Genomic DNA, 19,725 nt, shown 5'->3' on the forward strand with positions numbered 1-19,725 from the left:
ACGAAATACAAAAAAAGAGAGCATTTTATGCACTGTCATCTGATGGAACAGATGTTGTGATACATGAAAATGCTCTCTGTCTGGATATAAGATAATTATTTTGCCAGACTATAAAGATCGGAATAGAATTCCGGATAGGAGATGTTGACACATTCTCCGTTTTTGATGGAAAGTGTTCCCTCACAAAGCAGTCCTGCTACTGCAAAAGACATGGCTACACGGTGATCCAGATGAGAATCGATCTCTGCGCCATGAAGGGCTTTTCCACCATGAATGATCATGCCATCTTCGGTTTCCTGGATATCTGCGCCCATTTTCCGAAGATTTTCCGTCATAACCTGGATGCGGTCGGACTCTTTGACACGAAGCTCCTGTGCATCCCGGATAACAGTGGTTCCTTCTGCAAAAGCTGCCATAACGGCGATCATCGGAAGTTCATCGATCAGAGTAGGAATGATCGCGCCTTCTATTGTGGTCCCGTGAAGCGCAGAGGAGCGGATCAGAAGATCGGCAGTAGGTTCGCCCTCTGTGGTTTCATTGAGGAGAGTGATATCTGCTCCCATGGCCCTGCATACACGGAGGATGCCGTCACGGGTCGGGTTGATCCCCACATTTTTCAGAAGGATCTCACTGTTGGGAACAAGAAGACCTGCTGCGATAAAATAAGCTGCAGAAGAGATATCTCCCGGAACCAGGATCTCACGTCCGTAAAGAGATGGGTCCGGTTTGATGGATGCTGTTGTTCCCTCTGCGGTTACATTGGCGCCAAAGTAATTCAGCATGATCTCCGTGTGATTTCTGGAAAGGACCGGCTCTGTTACACGGGTAATGCCGTCAGAGTACATTCCGGCAAGAAGTACGCAGGATTTTACCTGGGCAGATGCTACCGGAGAATTGTAGTGGATGGCATGGAGCTTTTTTCCGGAGATCTTAAGCGGTGCACATCCGTTTCCGTTGAGACTTATGATATCGGCACCCATTTGGGAAAGCGGAGTCATGATCCGTTTCATAGGGCGTTTCTGGATGGAAGCATCGCCGGTAAGCTCTGATACAAAGTCCTGTCCTGCAAGGATCCCGGAGATGAGGCGGGTGGTGGTACCGCTGTTACCGACGTCAAGAGTCTCTGACGGAGCACTGAGACCATGGAGACCTTTTCCGTGGACCAGGATCTCTCCTTCTGTATTTTCAATGTTAATACCCATTTTCCGGAAACAGGAAATAGTGGAGAGACAGTCTGCACCCTCCAGAAAATTTGTGATCCGGGTAGTGCCTTCTGCAAGAGAGCCGAACATGACAGCTCTGTGAGAAATGGATTTATCTCCGGGAATGGCAAGAGAGCCGGATAATTTTTTTGCTTTTTTGATTTCCATATTAGTACCTGCCTGTATTGTTATTTTTGAAATACATGGCAGCAGATCGGATATCTGCTGCCGTTTATATATCAGCGTTCGCAGATCTTGTAATTACGTTTTGTAAGAAGCACTTTAGCCTGCTCCAGAGCTGCGTCTGTATAAAATTCGATCTTCAGAACGCCATCTTCAAATTCTCGGTTGTGGATAATACCGATATTTTTGATGCTGACCTTTTCTGTTGCAAGGATGGTTGCAATGGTTGCAATGGCACCGGCCTCATCTGCCACATCGATATAAAGGACATAGGAGCGGGGGATCAGGCTGTTGTCTACAATGTCAATGGAGTCACGGTAATCCTTGGAGCTTGCAAACATGTCAAAGATGTTGTCGGCTTCTTTGTTGTCAATGGAACAGCGGATCTGGATCAGCATACGGATAAATTCATCCAGAACCGTGGAAATGTTTTTCTGATTTTCCAGACAGATCTGTTCCCACATAACCGGTGAAGAAGAGGCAATACGTGTGATATCACGGAAACCGCCGGCTGCGATCATTTTCATATACTGGGCGTCGTTATCCAGAAGATTTACAAGATTTACAAGAGCGGAGGCTACGATATGAGGAAGGTGGCTGACTCCTGCCGTGATGAAATCATGTTCTTCTGCAGTGATAACAAGGGGGATCGCACCAAGAGAGGAGATCAGTTCTGTGAAATCAGAAATCTTTTCCAAAGCAACTTCTCCTCCCGGAGTGATGATATAATAAGCATTTTCCAGAAGATGATCACTGGAATTGGAAAAACCGCTGCGTTCGGAGCCTGCCATAGGATGACCGCCGATGAAGCGTCCTTCAAGTCCGAGCTCGGTTACTTTTTCGTGTATAACGCTTTTTACACTGCCTACATCTGTGAGGATACAGTTCTTTCCAAGAGAATCTTTGATCTTTTCCATGTATTCCACATTAAATTCTACAGGTGCACAGAGAAAAAGATAATCACAGTTATATAACTGCTCATCGTCAATATCACAGATCCCGTTGATCACGTTTAAACTGACTGCCTCTGCCAGAGCACTTCTGTCTTTGTCAAAGGCAAGCAGGCGATAATCCGGGTGAAATTTTCGTATGGTTCTGGCAATGGAGCCGCCGATCAGTCCAAGGCCGATAAAACCTATGGTTTTCATAGTACTTCAGAGTCCTTTCAAGTTACTTTTTACTTTTATTCTTTAATAGTGTAAATCACGACTATATTGTAAAAGAAAGTGTGAAAAATGTCAACAAATGTTAGCGGAAACAGGAAGGCCATTTTTGTAGCTGTTTACCGTAATGTTTTGCGAACAGGGAAGAGTAATAGAAAGTTACTGTTCATTGGTAATATTCCGCGAGGTGTTTTTTGTGAGCGAAGGTCACGGAAAACCCGAGACATACCGCGCGAATTTATGCGATTAGCATAAATTCTGTGCATCGCGAAGCGTGTTGCTGAGAACGGAGTGAACAGTAACAATAGAAAAAGGCTTGAGAAATCGGAGATTTCGGACGTATAATATAATAAGAAAAAAAACAATATAAGATACAGAGGAGAATTTATCATGAAATATCAGTCAGTAATGGATCTTCACACACATACCGTAGCCAGCGGACATGCATACTGCACACTTCGCGAGATGGCCAGGGCTGCTTCCGATAAAGGCCTTGAACTCCTGGGAATCACAGAGCATGCACCGAAAATGCCCGGAACCTGTCATAAGTTTTATTTCCAGAATATAAAGGTAGTACCCCGTGAAATGTACGGGATCCAGCTGCTTCTGGGTTCGGAGGTAAATATCCTGGATGCGGCGGGAACGGTAGATCTTGAGCAGAAAACCCTGGAGAAGCTGGACGTGGTCATTGCAAGTCTTCATGTTCCATGCATCAGACCAGGCAGCAGACAGGAGAATACGGAGGCCTATCTTAATGCTATGAAGAATCCGTGTGTCAATATCATCGGACATCCGGATGACGGAAGATACGAGGTTGACTATGAGGCGCTTGTACAGGGCGCAAGAGAATACGGTAAAGTCCTGGAGCTGAACAATCACTCCATGGACCCTGACTGTAACCGTGAGAATGCAGTGGAGAATGATACCATCATGCTGGAATACTGCAAAAAATATCGGGTACCTGTGGTTATGGACAGTGATGCCCATTTTGACCTTCTGATCGGGGAATTTGATCTTGCCAGAGACCTTCTGACTAAACTGGATTTTCCGGAAGAGCTGGTACTGAACCGTTCTGTGGATGCCGTGAAAAAGTATGTAAACCGGAAATTCTGAAAGATAGACGACTGTTCTGTATTAATTGACGGTAATACGAAAAATTTTCTGAAAAAAAGTTGTCAAAATTGAATAAAATACTTGAAATTTGCATGGAAATTTAGTAAAATGTGAACATATTAAGTAAGACAAACAGGGAGGTATTACATATGGACGTTTTCAGAACAGACCGAATCAGAAATGTAGTCCTATTAGGTCATGGTGGCGCAGGCAAAACAACACTGGCTGAGGCAATGGCTTATCTGGCAGGTATGACCAGCAGACTCGGACGTGTTGAGGATGGCAATACTGTCAGCGATTATGACAAGGAAGAAATAAAGAGACATTTTTCCATCACAACTTCTTTGATTCCGGTACCATGGGATAAGATGAAAGTAAATGTGCTGGATACACCTGGATATTTCGATTTTGTGGGAGAAGTAGAGGAAGCAGTCAGTGCCGCAGATGCAGCGATCATCGTTGTTTCCGGTAAGGCCGGTGTTCAGGTAGGAACACAGAAGGCATGGAATCTCTGCGAGAAATATAAACTTCCGCGTATGATCTTTGTTACAGATATGGATGTGGATGATGTCAGCTATCGTGAGGTTGTGGAAGAGCTGACAGAGCTGTATGGCAAGAGAATCGCTCCCCTTCATTTTCCGATCCGTGAGGACGGCAAGTTCGTAGGATATGTCAATGTTGTGAAACAGGCCGGAAGAAGATACATTGACAAGGCCGGCAAGGAAGAATGCCCGGTTCCTGATTACCTGACCGAATACCTGGAGAAATACCATGAAACTCTGATGGAGTCTGTTGCAGAGACCAGCGAAGAATTTATGGATCGTTATTTTGAGGGAGATACCTTCTCCGTAGCAGAGGTTTCCGCCGCTATTGCAACCAATGTACAGGATGGAAGTATTGTTCCGGTATGCATGGGATCACCGGTGAACCTTCGCGGTGTATCTAACCTTCTGGATGATATCTGCGGTTACTTCCCAAGCCCAAGCGGACGTTCCTGCAATGGTATCGCACAGAAGACTAACGAGATCTTTGAGGCCAATTATGACTTTGCCAAGGCAAAATCGGCCTATGTATTTAAGACCATCGCGGATCCGTTCCTTGGTAAATATTCTCTGATCAAGGTATGCTCCGGTGTGCTGAAATCCGATGATACACTTCTTAATGTAGAGAAAGGAACAGAGGAGCGTGTAAACAAGCTTTATGTCATGGAAGGTTCCAAACCGATCGAAGTTCCGGAGCTTTTTGCAGGGGATATCGGTGCCATTGCCAAGCTTGGCAGTGTACAGACCGGTGACAGCCTTGCAACCAAGGCGAATCCGATCCTTTATCCGAAGGCTGTACTTTCCACACCATATACATATAAGAGATTTAAGGCAGTGAAGAAGGGCGATGAGGATAAGATCGCACAGTCCCTTGCCAAGATGATGACAGAGGACAGAACTCTTAAGGTTGTCAATGACAGTGCTAACCGCCAGAGCCTGATCTATGGTATGGGCGATCAGCATCTGGATATCGTTGTCAGCAAGCTGAAAGAACGCTATAAAGTAGATGTGGAACTTTCCAAACCGAAGGTTCCGTTCCGTGAGACACTTCGCAAGAAGTCAGATGTAGAAGGCAAACATAAGAAACAGTCCGGCGGACACGGACAGTATGGTCATGTTAAGATGCGCTTTGAGCCATCCGGCGATCTGGAAACACCTTATGTATTTGAGCAGGTAGTTGTAGGTGGTGCAGTTCCGAAGAATTACTTCCCGGCTGTTGAGAAGGGACTTCAGGAATGTGTTCTCAAGGGACCTCTGGCTGCATATCCGGTTGTTGGTGTGAAGGCAACCCTTTACGATGGATCTTATCATCCGGTAGATTCTTCTGAGATGGCATTTAAGATGGCAACGATCCTTGCCTTCAAGAAGGGCTTTATGGAGGCTTCTCCTGTACTTCTTGAGCCGATCATCTCCATGAAGGTTACCGTTCCGGATAAATATACCGGTGATGTTATGGGTGATCTGAACAAGAGACGTGGCCGTGTTCTTGGAATGAATCCGGATCACGAAGGAAATACCATTATTGAGGCAGATGTTCCGCTGCTTGAGATTTATGGTTATTCCACAGTACTTCGTTCCATGACCGGTGGAAGCGGAGATTTCTCCTATGAGTTTGCACGCTATGAGCAGGCTCCTAATGATATCCAGGAGAAAGAAATCGCAGCACGTGCAAGTAAGGTCGACGGCGCTGACGAATAAACAGAGATATTTTTTGAGGGCAGAATAAAGAGTTGACAGGCTGCAGCATTTGCTGTAGCCTGTTTTTAGATGCATTCGTGAATAAGCAGTCAGAGAAACGAATTGTGCTCATACAGGTTATTGAAGTATGAGCAAAAAAGAAAAGAGAGAGGACAAAAAATGTTAGTATGTGATTATATCGTGGAACAGATTGACGGAGATTATGCACATTTGAAGCGTGTGGACCAGCCGGAGGAGGAACTGAAAGTAGTTGCCAGAGCATTACTTCCGGCAGAAATCTATGAGGGCTGTGAGCTTCATTATGAGCTGATGCAGTATTCAATGAAATGATAAGGCTGCAGGATATCGCGGATATGGCAGGTGTCAGTCGTACAACCGTATCCAATGTGATCAATGGAAATACAAAACGGGTTTCACAGAGCACCATTGACCGGATCACGGCGATCCTGAAGGAGCAGAATTATGTTCCCCACATGGGATCTGTGATGCTATCCGGACACGGCTCAAGGATCATTGGAGTGGTTCTTGGTTTTTCCTTCATTCATGGTATGCAGTCTCTGCAGGATTCTTTTGTGGGAGAGATCACCGGAACGCTGCAGGTCGAAGCAGAAAACAGAGGCTATTATATTATGCTCATTGGCGGTGAACGGATCGATAATGTGGTAGATATGGCATCCCGTTGGAATGTAGAGGGTCTTATCATTATAGGGTATAATGAAGAACAGTATCATCAGCTTTCCAGAAAGCTGAATAAAAAAATGGTATTGATCGATGCCTATCCGAAGGGTGGATATAGCTTTCAGAATGTAGGAGTGGATGATTATTCCGGCGGATATCAGATCGGGGAATATCTGTATTCCTGTGGATACCACCGGGCACTTTTTGTTGCGGAAACAGAGCAGGACAGTGATTATGCCAGATGGCTTGGATTCAAACAGGCTATGGAAAAAAATGGCGGTTTCTGCAGCCGCTCCCGCTATGTGGTGGTTCCCCAGGAACCCCGGCGCAGACTGAAAAAATATGAAGAGCTGCTGCCTCATTTTCTGGAGACAAAGGCACTGGCATTTTCTTCGGATTACACAGCTGTGGAGGCCATCAATTTTTTTACAGACAGGGGAATCCGGATTCCGGATCAGATTTCCATTACCGGCTTTGATGATAATTTTTATGCGCAGATCGTCAGGCCAAAGCTGACCACCATTCATCAGGATGTTCATCAGAAAGCAGTTCTGGCCTTGCGGAAGCTGCTTCTTATGGCAGAGGGAAAGGAACCTGCCGAAAAAAATGTAAAAAGCCCTGTCTGGCTTGTAAAGAGAGATTCTGTAAAAGAGTAGCAGGATCTCTTTTTTTATGTTGTGATGACTTTTCCTGGCACATCATCGAAATACGGTTGGAAATTATTTTTAGAGGCCAGTAGTGCTTTATTGTTAAAACTGCATAAAAAAAACAGAAAAGTTTGGCAGTAATTTAAGTTTCACGAGAAACTTATTGATTTTAAAGGTGGGATAGGATATGCTGATTTCAGAATCAACAGAAAAAGGAGGCAATTTACCATGAAAAAAAACTGGTGGAAAGAAAGCGTGGTATATCAGATCTACCCGAGAAGTTTTAAGGACAGCAACGGAGACGGAATTGGTGATATTCCCGGGATTATAGAAAAACTGGACTATCTGAAAGAACTGGGAGTAAATGTTCTCTGGATCTCACCCATGCTGGAATCTCCGCAGGATGACAATGGCTATGATATTTCCGATTACCGCAGGATCTATAAAGAATATGGAACCATGGAGGATTATGAAAAGCTTCTTGAAGAAGCGCATAAACGGGGCATTAAGATCCTCATGGATCTGGTCGTAAACCATACTTCCGATGAACACAACTGGTTTATTGAAAGCAGGAAATCCAAAGATAATCCTTACAGGGATTACTATATCTGGAGAGAGCCGGTGAATGGAAAAGAACCGAATAACTGGGGAAGTGCGTTCGGAGGACCTGCATGGGAGTATGATCCTCAGACAGAGATGTATTATCTTCACCTGTTTTCAAGAAAACAGCCGGATCTGAACTGGGAAAATGAAAAGGTTCGTCAGGAAGTTTACGATATGATGAATTTCTGGTGTGAAAAAGGAATCGACGGTTTCCGAATGGACGTGATCAGCATGATCTCCAAGGATCAGTCATATCCGGATGGAGAAATGAATGGAGGATTATACGGTGATTTTGGTCCTTACTGCGTCCATGGCCCGAGGGTCCATGAGTTTCTTCAGGAAATGAACAGAGAGGTTTTATCCCGATACGATGTGATGACAGTTGGAGAAACCTCCGGTGTGACTATCGAAGAGGCACAGAAATATGCAGGTGAGGACAGGAATGAGCTGAACATGGTGTTTCAGTTTGAGCATGTAGAGGACCAGGGATCAGACCATGGTAAATGGACTACCGAGAAATACGATTTCCAGGAATTTAAAAAGGTTATGATCAAATGGCAGGAAGAGCTTGCGGGAAAAGCATGGAACAGTCTGTTTCTTGGAAATCATGACCAGCCAAGAAGTGTTTCCAGATTTGGAAATGATAATCCGGCATACAGGGAAACTTCAGCCAAGATGCTGGCAACCTGTCTTCATATGATGCAGGGAACTCCTTATGTTTATCAGGGAGAAGAGCTTGGAATGACCAATGCTTATTTTACAGAGCTTAAGGATTATCGTGATATCGAGAGTATTCAGTATTTCCATGAATATACAGAAGCAGGTATTTATACACCGGAATATATGATGAAGTGCCTGATGCTGAGAGGACGTGACAATGCCAGAACACCAATGCAGTGGGAGGATTCTCATCAGGCCGGCTTTACGGAGGGAACGCCATGGATCAGGGTAAACTCTAATTATAAGGAGATCAATGCGAAGCAGCAGCTTTCAGATCCGAATTCTATTTTCCATTATTATCAGAAGCTGATCCGTTTAAGAAAAGAAAAACCGGTGATCGTTTACGGTGTTTTTGAGGCACTTTACAGAGATCATGATCAGATTTTTGCATATACCAGAACCCTTGAGGGAGAGAAGCTTCTCACAGTCTGCAATTTCAGTGAGCATGTGGCAGAAATGGAAATTCCGGAAGAATTTCAGAAAAATGCAGAATGTCTGATCACAAATCTTGGAAGAAAGGATTTTGGAAAGAAAGTGGTCCTGAAACCTTATGAGGCATTTGTTCTTTACAAAAATCTGTAACAGGAGAGGGAAAAATGATAAAAAAATATGTATATGGAGAGCCCTTTGAGACTGAGGCACTGACAGAAAACATTGAGACAGCAGAAGGAAAGCCAGGATATGGAGAAATCTGTGCAGAAGATGGATTTTCTTTTACTTATATCATGGATGAAGAGGATATCGTCTACGGATTGGGAGAATCCAACCGCGGTATCAACAAGAGAGGATTCATTTACACCAGTAACTGTACCGATGATCCGGAGCATACAGAGGATAAACATTCCCTGTACGGTGCACATAATCTTATCATTGTGTCCGGAAAAGAAACCTTTGGAATGTTTTTTGACTATCCGGCAGCGATCACCTTTGACATTGGCTATACCAGAATGGATACCATGAAGGTAACCTGCGAAAATGCAGACCTGAAGCTTTATGTGATCGAAGGGGAGAGTCCCTATGATATTGTAAAGCAGTTCCGTCATGTGATCGGAAGAAGCTATATCCCGCCGAAATTTGCCTTTGGATTTGGCCAGAGCAGATGGGGCTATACTACAAAAGAGGATTTCCGGAAGGTTGCAGCTGGATATCGTGAAAATCATATTCCTATTGATATGATCTATATGGACATTGATTATATGCAGTCTTATAAGGACTTTACATTAAGTGAAGAGAATTTTCAGGATTTTCCGGAATTCGTAAAGGAACTGAAGGATCAGGATATCCGTCTGATCCCGATCATCGATGCCGGCGTCAAGGTAGAGCCGGGATACGATGTTTATGAGGAGGGTGTCAAAAACCGCTACTTCTGCCAGAGAGAGGACGGCAGTGATTTTGTAGCTGCTGTATGGCCGGGGGATACTCATTTTCCGGATGTATTGAACAAAGATGCCAGAAAATGGTTCGGTGACAAATACCGTTTCCTGATCGAGAAGGGAATCGACGGTTTCTGGAACGATATGAATGAGCCGGCGATCTTCTATTCCACAGAGGGAATGAAAGAGGTCAAAGAGCTTGCAGGAGAATTTGCAAAAGATACGGAAGGAAAGATCCATATCTGGAAGATGCAGAGTGCACTTCGCAATGTTGCAAACAATCCGGAAGATTATCGGAGATTTTACCATAATGTGGATGGCAGAAAGATTCGCCATGACAAAGTCCATAACCTGTTTGGCTACAATATGACCAGAGCAGCAGGGGAGGCTTTTGAACGGATCGATCCGGAAAAACGTTTTCTGATGTTCTCCAGATCATCCTATATTGGTATGCATCGTTATGGTGGGATCTGGACCGGCGATAATAAATCCTGGTGGGCTCATATCCTTTTGAACCTGAAGATGATGCCATCTCTGAATATGTGTGGTTTCCTGTATGCAGGAGCAGATCTGGGTGGATTTGGCGCTGATACAACAAGAGAACTGCTGCTTCGTTTCCTGGCACTTGGAGTATTCACACCGCTGATGCGTGATCATACAGCAATCGGTACCAGAGAGCAGGAATGCTACCAGTTTGAAAATGTGGAAGATTTCCGTCATGTGATCGGTGTAAGATATCGTCTTATTCCATATCTTTACAGTGAATATATGAAGGCGGCTCTGAACGATGATATGTATTTCCGGCCGTTGGGCTTTGTTTATTCGGAGGATAAGATTGCTGTACATGTGGAAGACCAGCTGCTCCTTGGAAATGAGATCATGATCGCTCCGGTTTATGAACAGAACGCAAGAGGCCGTTATGTATATCTTCCGGAGGAGATGAAGTTTGTGAAATTCCTTCCGGATGGAACCATTGCAGAGGAGATCCTTGAAAAGGGTGTTCATTATGTAGAGGTGGCACTGAATGAGATTCCGTTGTTTATCCGGAAGGGAAAATGTATTCCGGTTGCAGAAGCAGCGGAATGTGTGGCAGCTCTGGATACAAAAAATATGCAGCTTCTCGGATATGAAGGTGCGGAGTATACCTTATATGAGGACGATGGGGTCCATAAGGATTACGACAGAGAAGAAAATTACCGTGTTCTGAAAAAATAAAGTCAGCAAAATGAAATATAAATTTCTGTGTTACATCATTTACGTTAAACAGTATAAAGAATGCAGGATGTGAACAGTTGATAAACAGAAAAGCCGTAAGTATATGTGAAAGTTTCTTAAACATATATCTTACGGCTTTTGCTACTGCTGCTTTACATAAAATATTTTATGTAAAGCAATTCGCATTCTGTTTAAATAACACTTCAGAAAGATTTGTTTATGCTTCTTCCTCAATCTGGATAACATTTTTCAGTACAGAGCAGCATGCCATGTCACCGATAACATTGACACAGGTGGCGCCCATATCACAGAGGGTATTGATACTGATATAAACACCAAGAACTCCGGCAGGAAGTCCGGCCATAGTTGCCAGTGCTGCGAAAGATGCGATAGCACCACCGGGAACACCTGGAGTACCAACGGAAAGCAGTACGTTTGCAAGAAGGATAATGATCATAAGAGGAATACTTACATGGATCCCGCAGGCGTTTGCAAAGAACATGATCATAAAGGACATCAGGATAGATACAGCATCCATATTAACGGTAGCACCAAGAGGAATGGCGATGCTGGTGATCTGGTTGGATACGCCCATTTCTTCTTCCATACACTGCTTGCTTAATGGAATGGTTGCGGAGCTTGAGCAGGTTCCGAAGGCGTTCAGTGCTGCTGGCAGGATCGCTTTCAGGAATTTCAGCGGACTCTGTTTGCCGATCAGCTTTACAGAGAAACCGTACACTACAATAGCGAAGCCAAAGAATGCCACATACAGAATGACAAGCTGTGTTGCAAGGGAAATGATCGTTTCAGTTCCGTTGGCTTCCACAACCGGTACGATGGTACAGAAAACACCGATGGGTGTAAAGTACATGATGGTTGTGATGATCTTCAGGCATACTTCATTGATGGAATCAATCAGATTCAGGAATGGAGTTCCTTTTTCACCGACTGCGATCAGTGTGAAACCGATGATCAGGGCAAACACCAGAACCTGGAGCATGTTTCCGTCAGCAAATGCGGCGATTGGGTTGGAAGGGATCAGGTTTTTCAGGGTGTCAAGGATACTGCTCATTTCTGTAGCCTGGATATCGGCTGTTGCCATCTCAAATTTGACTCCCTTTCCGAGATGGATCAGTCTCGGGATGATCAGTCCGCACAGGCTGGCAAGTGCCGTTGTGCAGAGAAAATAGATCATGGATGCTGCAGTGATCTTGCCGGTAGTACGTGCGTTTCCGATGGAACAGATTCCAATGACAATGGAACAGAAGACCATGGGAAAGATCATCATGTTCAGGGCGTTCATGTAGATACTTCCGATCAGACTGGTCACAGTGAGGACAGGTTCAAACCGTCCGGCCAGGAAAAGTCCTGTGAGGATACCCAGGATCAGTCCTGTAAAGATCGCACCGGTAATATGCTTCCGGTACCAGGAATAAAAAGATTTCATTTATGCGTTCCCTCCTAAGATAAATATGTATGGTATGTATAATATAGGAAAATACATGCAGGAAATTATATCATGTGAAAAAAGAAGCGTCAACTAAACCAGGCCAGGATTGCAGGTTCATGTATATTTTGATGGAAAAAGGCTGTTTTTGGATTTTTGTTTGACAAATACATCATAAGTAGTTAAAATTAATAGCAGTGTGTGAAAGCATTAAAGTATTAATACTGAGTAATTTGTCAGGAGGAATAAAAAAATGGCTGCACCTTATAACCATAGAGCCATCGAAGCGAAATGGCGCACAAACTGGGAGAAAAAGCCGGTAAATGTCAATGATGGCAAGAAACCGAAATACTACTGTCTGGATATGTTCCCGTATCCGTCCGGAAACGGTCTTCATGTAGGACACTGGAGAGGTTATGTGATCTCTGATGTATGGAGCCGCTATAAAATGCTCCAGGGTTATTACCTGATCCATCCGATGGGATGGGACGCTTTTGGTCTCCCGGCTGAGAACTATGCCATCAAGATGGGTGTTCATCCGGCAGTATCTACAGCAGCAAACATCAAAAATATCAAACGTCAGATCAACGATATCGCAGCGATCTATGACTGGGATATGGAGGTTAACACAACAGATCCGGAATTCTATAAATGGACACAGTGGATCTTTGTAAAAATGTTCAAAGAGGGGCTTGCATATGAGAAGGAGTTCCCGATCAACTGGTGCCCTTCCTGTAAGACAGGTCTTGCAAATGAAGAGGTTGTAAACGGATGCTGCGAGCGTTGTGGCACTCCGGTTACCAAAAAGAACCTCCGTCAGTGGATGCTCCGTATCACAAAATATGCAGACAGACTTTTAAGTGATCTGGATAAACTGGACTGGCCGGAGAAGGTTAAAAAGATGCAGACAGACTGGATCGGCAAATCCTACGGCGCAGAGGTCGATTTCCCGGTTGAGGGAAGAGAAGAGAAGATCACGGTCTATACAACAAGACCGGATACTCTTCATGGAGCAACATTCATGGTACTTGCACCGGAGCATGCTCTTGCAAAATCTCTTGCAACAGACGAGACAAGAGAGGCTGTAGAGAAATATATCTTTGATGCTTCCATGAAATCCAATGTAGACCGTCTTCAGGATAAAGAGAAGACCGGTGTGTTCACAGGTACTTATGCGATCAATCCGCTGAACGGCGAGAAGCTTCCAATCTGGCTTTCTGACTATGTACTTGCTGATTATGGTACAGGTGCTATCATGTGTGTACCTGCTCATGATGACCGTGACTTTGAGTTCGCAAAGAAATTCGATATTCCGATCATCCAGGTTATCGCAAAAGATGGTAAAGAAATTCAGAATATGACAGAAGCTTACACAGAGGCTTCCGGAACCATGATCAACTCCGGTGAGTGGAACGGAATGGAATCTTCCGTACTGAAGAAGGAAGCACCGCATATCATCGAGAAGCTGGGTATCGGACGTAAGACTGTCAACTACAAACTGAGAGACTGGGTATTTTCCCGCCAGCGTTACTGGGGTGAGCCGATCCCGATCGTACACTGCCCGAAATGCGGTGCGGTACCGGTACCGGAGGATCAGCTTCCGTTAAGACTTCCGGAGGTAGAAAGCTACCAGCCGACAGGAACCGGAGAGTCACCGCTTGCAGCTATTGACGAGTGGGTAAATACCACATGCCCATGCTGTGGTGCTCCTGCAAAACGTGAGACAAACACCATGCCTCAGTGGGCAGGATCTTCCTGGTATTTCCTCCGTTATGTAGATAATAAGAATAATAAAGAACTGGTTTCCAAAGAGAAAGCTGATAAATATCTGCCGGTAGATATGTATATCGGTGGTGTAGAGCATGCTGTTCTTCATCTTCTGTACTCCAGATTCTACACCAAGTTCCTGTATGATATCGGAGCTATTGATTTCGATGAGCCGTTTGTCAAGCTGTTCAACCAGGGTATGATCACAGGTAAAAACGGAATCAAGATGAGTAAATCCAAAGGAAATGTTATTTCACCGGATGATCTTGTAAATGATTACGGATGTGATTCCTTACGTATGTATGAGCTGTTCGTAGGACCGCCGGAACTGGATGCAGAATGGGATGACAGAGGAATCGATGGTGTATCCAGATTCCTGAAACGTTTCTGGAATCTGGCTCTTGACAGCATTGAGAAAGATATCCCGGCGACCAAAGAGATGGAGAAGACCCGTCATAAGATGGTATACGATATCACCAGCAGACTTGAGGCCTTCAGCCTGAATACCGTAGTGTCCGGATTTATGGAATACACAAACAAGCTGATCGCTATCGCAAAGCAGAACGACGGCGCTGTTGACAAAGAAACCATCGAGACAGTTACCATTCTTCTTGCGCCATTTGTTCCTCATATTGCAGAGGAGATCTGGGAGAAGCTTGGTCATGAGGATTCCGTTTTCCATGCACAGTGGCCGGCTCACGATGAGGAGCTTATGAAGGATGATGAGATCGAGGTTCCGGTTCAGATCAACGGCAAGACCAAGGCTGTTATCAGTATTCCGGCAGAAATCTCCAAAGAAGATGCGATTGCCGAAGGAAAGAAGGCAGTTGCAGATAAGATTTCCGGAAATATTATCAAAGAGATTTACGTACCGAAGAAGATCATCAATATCGTAGTAAAGTAATAAGATAAATCAAAAACACCCGAAGCAGGGCGGAAGATATTTCTGCCTTTGCCAGGGTGTTTTTTATATGGATAAACATCGTGAAGTAAGTATGCACAAAAATAACGAATGTTATTTCATCTAAATTTTATATCTAATTTGCGATTATCCGCATAAACACTATACTTTCAAGCACTTTGAAGTATAGAAAATTATTTAATTTACCACGAATTTACCACAATTGAATGAGCCTTGATATGACAATAAAATAGCACTAAAAAGACACCCTTTACACCTGAGTGGTGTCTTTTGTTAAAAAGCAGTCAATCCTAAGACTAACTGCTTTGTGTGTATGGATATAAAGTTGTCAAACTGGGATTGTATGTTGGAAATTATTCTACATCAATCACATCATCTTCACCTATTTCTATGAAAGTGGTGCTACTATCTGTTGAAACGTTTTTAGATACTGACATATTAAATATTATCAAGAGGATATTCAATAGCACAATTACTAGGAATATAACCCCAGCAATTTTCCAAATTTTTTTGCTACGCCTATTCTTAATTGCCATCTGTTCACTGATTTTTGCAAGTTGTTCTGCGATGACATCATTATCATCTTCATCAGGTATTGTTCCTCCAAGCAATACAAATTAACATTATAGTTGCATTACTCTTATATTGATGTAAAACTTAATATTCTATTGTTCCCAATATCACATAGAACCGAATTTACTACCACTATCTTATTTAAAAATGAAAATATCTTCTATCGGTGCATTGAGAACCCGTGAAATATCAATCGCCAGTTTTAGAGATGGATTGTATTGTGCTTTTTCCAACCTCATAATTGTTTCTCTACGAACCCCGACTTTTTCTGCCAGTTGTTCTTGTGTTAAACCTTGTGCTACACGATATACCTTTAAGTTGCACATGAAATCTTCTACCATGACTTATTCTCCTTTTTCGTAGCGGTATAATAAATAGTTGCTAAGAAAAATGACTAAAGCATAGATAAGTGAAACAGAAATGAGCATAAAAATTGCACACCATTCCACATTACGAGAAAACATTCCTATTGCCATAAGCCAAATGACTATAAAGAGAAGTTTAAATCCTACTTTATAGGCGTTTATTTCTGCTTTTCTTTTATTTTCTAAAAAAAGTTCATCTTCTAAAGTGTGAGAAAGTTTTCCTTCAAAGAAAAAGCCGAAAAAGCCAAAAAATATAAAGAATACAAAAGGATATATTTTCCCATATTCAAAATAAGTCCAAAAACCGCTAAAACCTAGAAATCCAAATATTCCACACAGTCCCCAATATGAAGATACTGTTCTTGAATAGTTTTTGTCTTTAAAATTTTTAGAAAAGGCGTTTTTAAAGAAGATAACTGTTACATATAAGACATAAATAGCTATCAAAGCACCGACTATCAACATTGGTATATCCTTTATGGAAAATACATAATTAGACATATCCATGTTTTTAACCCAGCGTGCGTCGTTAAATAATAAAGAGTAAATTATCCCTGCAATCAGTAATATTACACACCCTACTCCCATAAAGATAACTTGTTTCATTTGTTTTTTTGTCATAATCATCCCTCTTTTCAATGTGATGTTTTTGTATCTTTATAAGACAAATATATCACTTAATATAAATGGTGTCAACAAGAAAATGATACAAATACATCTCATATCGTTTTTATATAATTTACTACAAATCAGATTTTGTCCCTTTCTTCCTCTTGTCTGCCACAAACAGTAAAGGAAAAGCCCTGTCAAGAGCCTTGCCACCATTGGTGGTGCTTTGCACTCTTTACTGGGCTTTTTGTTTGCTGTATCTTCTACAAAGAGGAAAAGGGTTACTCGTCCTCATCATCAAAATCGTTATTTTTCAATACTTCCCGTAATAATTCCATATCTTCTTTTGAATTGGGGTTTATCATTTTTACGACTTGATAAGGTGTCCTATATTTATGTCCCTCTATGCTTTCACCGAACATATCCATGCTGTATAAATCATCATAGTGGTCTAACAGTTTTTGAAACTTCAAATGCTGGATAAATTCTTTGATTGGATAAAGGTCGGACGCTACAATGCTTTTTCCGTTGATGTAGTCGGTAATATATTCCCGTAACTTTTTCAACTCATATTCCAGCCATTCTTCTTCGCTGTCAAAGAAGTTGTCATAATGCCCATGTTTTAATTCTGCATTTAGTCGTTCTTCAATTCTTAAAAACTGGCAGACTTCCTTTTCGGCTTGATTAACATACTTCCATTCTCCCGACAGTAATTCATTTGGGGTTACACCCAGCACGTCCATTATCTTTTCTAATGTATCAAAGGTAGGATAATTCACACCACGTTCAATCTTGGAAAGGCTCTGCATATTGATACCGATTTTGTCCGCAAGTTCCTGTTGTTTCATTCCTCTGTATTTTCTTATGGTTTGTATGTTCTCTCCTAAGAAACTGATTTTCTTTTCATAATGCTCCATAACTTAGTATAACCGCTCCTTTCGTTGCTTTTTTTGACGTTTATAAGCATATCATACTTAATCTATATCCAAAAGTCAACAAAAACTTCTTGACAAGTAATTCTAATGGCGTTATTATCGTGTTAGATAGAGCGATTAAGCACGCTAGGGTCAATCACACGCTTGAGTAAGCATATAGAATAGATATTTTCACTTTGATAGCATGAATAGGCATGGACTATCAGACTGAAAATCGGATTTCTGACTGGGCTGTTCCGTTTAGCCACGAGCCTTACAAGGCTCGTGAGCGTTAAGAACGGGGCAGACACAGGAAGAAAGGGAACGCCTTTAGGCGTTCGTAAAGGGCGTATATGTAACACCGCCCTGCGCATACATGTCATAGTACCTAGAAACTGTGATAAATAAAGGAAAAAACACGATTTTTACCTCGCAAAAAAACGGGAAGTACGAAAGGAGTAATGCACTATAACTACACACAAAAATTTATCCGTTAAGATTGATTACATCAGCATTGTATTTGATACTGCAACCGCAGAAGATGTTATCATGCACATTTTAGGTTTACCGACTGACATTTTCAATGTCTATCCGGCAAGCGTTAAATTCAAGACCTATCAGGCACGCTGGCAGATTGGAGATATTTATGTATCGGGGGACGCAAGAAAGACAGAGGACAATCCACAAGGGCTAGGCTGTTATCTTGTTATGACTGGCAGAGGTTGTGATGATATTTTCCGTATTCTCGACAGTAGGAATTATACCTTTGGGGATATGTTCCGACGCTGTGAGCGAAGATACGGACTGGATAACTTCCATTTCACAAGACTTGATATTGCCATTGATGATAGGAACGAAAAGCCATTCTTTACCATAGAGCAGATAAAGAAGAAATGTGAAAAAGAGGAATTTATCTCGAATAGTGAGGGCTACCACTTTGACGAAAGCAAGTTTGATGATTTCGACACTGCAAAGACCGTTTATATCGGTGCTGGAAAATCGGGATTGTCCTACCGCTTTTATGATAAGGATAAGGAAGTCTGTTCAAAACATAATAAGACGCTTGAGGAAGTCGGCAGTTGGAAACGAACAGAAATGCAACTGCGTGATGATAAGGCTCATGTTTTTGCCATGACATTTAAGGACAGACCGCTGGAACTTGGAGAACTGGCTTTCGGGCTATTGGCAAACAACCTACGCTTTGTCGTGCCAAACAGAAACGAAAGTAATAAGAGCAGATGGAAAACGTGTCGGTTTTGGGAACGCTTTTTAGGGGCTGTGGAAGTCTTGAAACTGCAAGTACCAAAACAGCAAAATTCCCTTGAGGAAACACAGCAATGGCTCACAGAGGGTGGCGTGATTTCCGCTGTCAAAAGTTTTTATTTCTTAGAAGAACATGACGCATTAGGTGGACTGGAAAAAGTAGGAACTATGCTTGATAAGGCAAGATACAGCAATTCCCTTTCCAGTAAATTAACCGCCCATTTACAGAGGATAAACCGCACCGACCTTATCCCCTATATCCAGTATGACACGAAACATGGGAAAGGGGGTATCTGATGAATAACAACGATATTCCCGTATGGGAAAAATACACCCTTACCATTGAAGAAGCGTCAAAGTATTTCCGTATCGGAGAAAACAAGTTAAGACGATTGGCAGAGGAAAACAAGGACGCTGGCTGGCTCATTATGAATGGCAACCGCATACAGATTAAACGCCGACAGTTTGAACAGGTCATTGACAAATTGGACGCTATCTAGTGCAAATGAGCCTTGTATGTGTTATGATGAACACAAGTCATATCAAGGCTCTTTCCAACAAGGAAAGGAGCAGACAGCATGAAAGAAAAAAGACGGGATAACAAAGGACGTATCCTGCATACTGGAGAGAGCCAACGAACAGACGGAAAATACTTATATAAATATGTGGACGCATTTGGAAACACAAAATATGTGTATGCTTGGAGATTGACACCCACAGACCCGACA

At 42.8% G+C, this 19,725-nt stretch carries 17 protein-coding genes; 10 read left to right on the forward strand and 7 right to left on the reverse strand.

Features of this window, described 5'->3' with window-relative positions; genetic code table 11:
* Positions 1 to 95: 95 nt before the first annotated feature.
* Together aroA and NCY57_RS15125 are read right to left on the reverse strand one after the other, a co-directional pair.
* A complete protein-coding gene (aroA, locus tag NCY57_RS15120; RefSeq protein WP_250789804.1) occupies positions 96 to 1,370 on the reverse strand; it encodes a 3-phosphoshikimate 1-carboxyvinyltransferase in 1,275 nt (424 codons plus the stop codon).
* 71 nt (positions 1,371 to 1,441) lie between these two features.
* Positions 1,442 to 2,533, reverse strand: coding sequence for a prephenate dehydrogenase (locus NCY57_RS15125; protein ID WP_015525209.1), 1,092 nt, complete (start codon positions 2,531 to 2,533; stop codon positions 1,442 to 1,444).
* Positions 2,534 to 2,938: 405 nt separating this feature from the next.
* Here NCY57_RS15125 and NCY57_RS15130 point away from each other — a divergent pair, with 405 nt between their 5' ends.
* The 6 genes from NCY57_RS15130 to NCY57_RS15155 all read left to right on the forward strand — a co-directional run bounded on the left by NCY57_RS15130 (position 2,939) and on the right by NCY57_RS15155 (position 11,137).
* On the forward strand, positions 2,939 to 3,661 hold the full coding sequence (locus NCY57_RS15130) for a phosphatase (RefSeq protein ID WP_015525208.1): 723 nt from the start codon (positions 2,939 to 2,941) through the stop codon (positions 3,659 to 3,661).
* A gap of 149 nt (positions 3,662 to 3,810) precedes the next feature.
* On the forward strand, positions 3,811 to 5,901 hold the full coding sequence (locus NCY57_RS15135; protein WP_250789805.1) for an elongation factor G: 2,091 nt from the start codon (positions 3,811 to 3,813) through the stop codon (positions 5,899 to 5,901).
* A 159-nt stretch (positions 5,902 to 6,060) separates the two neighbouring features.
* Entirely contained in the window at positions 6,061 to 6,231 is a 171-nt protein-coding gene (locus NCY57_RS15140) for a hypothetical protein (RefSeq protein ID WP_015525206.1), read from the forward strand.
* Positions 6,228 to 7,235 (forward strand): LacI family DNA-binding transcriptional regulator, encoded by a 1,008-nt coding sequence (locus NCY57_RS15145; RefSeq protein WP_092069954.1) that lies wholly within the window; start codon positions 6,228 to 6,230, stop codon positions 7,233 to 7,235. The genes NCY57_RS15140 and NCY57_RS15145 overlap by 4 nt, the downstream gene beginning before the upstream one ends.
* Positions 7,236 to 7,454: 219 nt before the next feature.
* A complete protein-coding gene (locus NCY57_RS15150) occupies positions 7,455 to 9,131 on the forward strand; it encodes a glycoside hydrolase family 13 protein (protein WP_250789806.1) in 1,677 nt (558 codons plus the stop codon).
* 14 nt (positions 9,132 to 9,145) lie between these two features.
* Positions 9,146 to 11,137, forward strand: a complete 1,992-nt coding sequence (locus NCY57_RS15155; RefSeq protein ID WP_195273842.1) for a glycoside hydrolase family 31 protein — start codon at positions 9,146 to 9,148, stop codon at positions 11,135 to 11,137.
* A gap of 217 nt (positions 11,138 to 11,354) precedes the next feature.
* Here NCY57_RS15155 and NCY57_RS15160 read toward each other — a convergent pair whose 3' ends face one another.
* Positions 11,355 to 12,584, reverse strand: a complete 1,230-nt coding sequence (locus NCY57_RS15160; RefSeq protein ID WP_015525202.1) for a dicarboxylate/amino acid:cation symporter — start codon at positions 12,582 to 12,584, stop codon at positions 11,355 to 11,357.
* 253 nt (positions 12,585 to 12,837) lie between these two features.
* Between NCY57_RS15160 and leuS the strand changes: the two genes are divergently transcribed.
* Positions 12,838 to 15,255 (forward strand): leucine--tRNA ligase, encoded by a 2,418-nt coding sequence (gene leuS / locus NCY57_RS15165; RefSeq protein ID WP_022426495.1) that lies wholly within the window; start codon positions 12,838 to 12,840, stop codon positions 15,253 to 15,255.
* 371 nt (positions 15,256 to 15,626) lie between these two features.
* Here the strand turns inward: leuS and NCY57_RS15170 are convergent, their stop codons facing one another.
* The 4 genes from NCY57_RS15170 to NCY57_RS15185 form a co-directional block, all read right to left on the reverse strand.
* The gene (locus NCY57_RS15170) at positions 15,627 to 15,884 is read right to left on the reverse strand and encodes a hypothetical protein (protein ID WP_055157184.1); all 258 of its coding nucleotides are present in this window, start codon (positions 15,882 to 15,884) and stop codon (positions 15,627 to 15,629) included.
* Positions 15,885 to 15,983: 99 nt separating this feature from the next.
* Complete coding sequence (locus NCY57_RS15175) at positions 15,984 to 16,187, reverse strand: helix-turn-helix transcriptional regulator (RefSeq protein WP_015527881.1); 204 nt, start codon at positions 16,185 to 16,187, stop codon at positions 15,984 to 15,986.
* Positions 16,188 to 16,190: 3 nt separating this feature from the next.
* Positions 16,191 to 16,832, reverse strand: coding sequence for a DUF3796 domain-containing protein (locus NCY57_RS15180; RefSeq protein ID WP_015527882.1), 642 nt, complete (start codon positions 16,830 to 16,832; stop codon positions 16,191 to 16,193).
* A 269-nt stretch (positions 16,833 to 17,101) separates the two neighbouring features.
* Positions 17,102 to 17,737, reverse strand: coding sequence for a helix-turn-helix domain-containing protein (locus tag NCY57_RS15185; RefSeq protein ID WP_055304083.1), 636 nt, complete (start codon positions 17,735 to 17,737; stop codon positions 17,102 to 17,104).
* A 495-nt stretch (positions 17,738 to 18,232) separates the two neighbouring features.
* On the opposite strand from NCY57_RS15185, the gene NCY57_RS15190 reads away from it, so the two are divergent.
* The 3 genes from NCY57_RS15190 to NCY57_RS15200 form a co-directional block, all read left to right on the forward strand.
* Positions 18,233 to 19,294: a replication initiation factor domain-containing protein gene (locus NCY57_RS15190; RefSeq protein ID WP_330639015.1), complete on the forward strand. Its 1,062-nt coding sequence runs from the start codon at positions 18,233 to 18,235 to the stop codon at positions 19,292 to 19,294.
* A complete protein-coding gene (locus tag NCY57_RS15195) occupies positions 19,294 to 19,497 on the forward strand; it encodes an excisionase (RefSeq protein WP_002607397.1) in 204 nt (67 codons plus the stop codon). The genes NCY57_RS15190 and NCY57_RS15195 overlap by 1 nt, the downstream gene beginning before the upstream one ends.
* A gap of 78 nt (positions 19,498 to 19,575) precedes the next feature.
* Positions 19,576 to 19,725 (forward strand): integrase DNA-binding domain-containing protein (locus tag NCY57_RS15200; RefSeq protein ID WP_250789808.1); only part of this gene is annotated, 150 nt, incomplete at its 3' end.

Source organism: Blautia sp. MB18-30 (genome assembly GCF_023669475.1).
Lineage (GTDB): Bacteria > Bacillota > Clostridia > Lachnospirales > Lachnospiraceae > Blautia_A > Blautia_A fusiformis.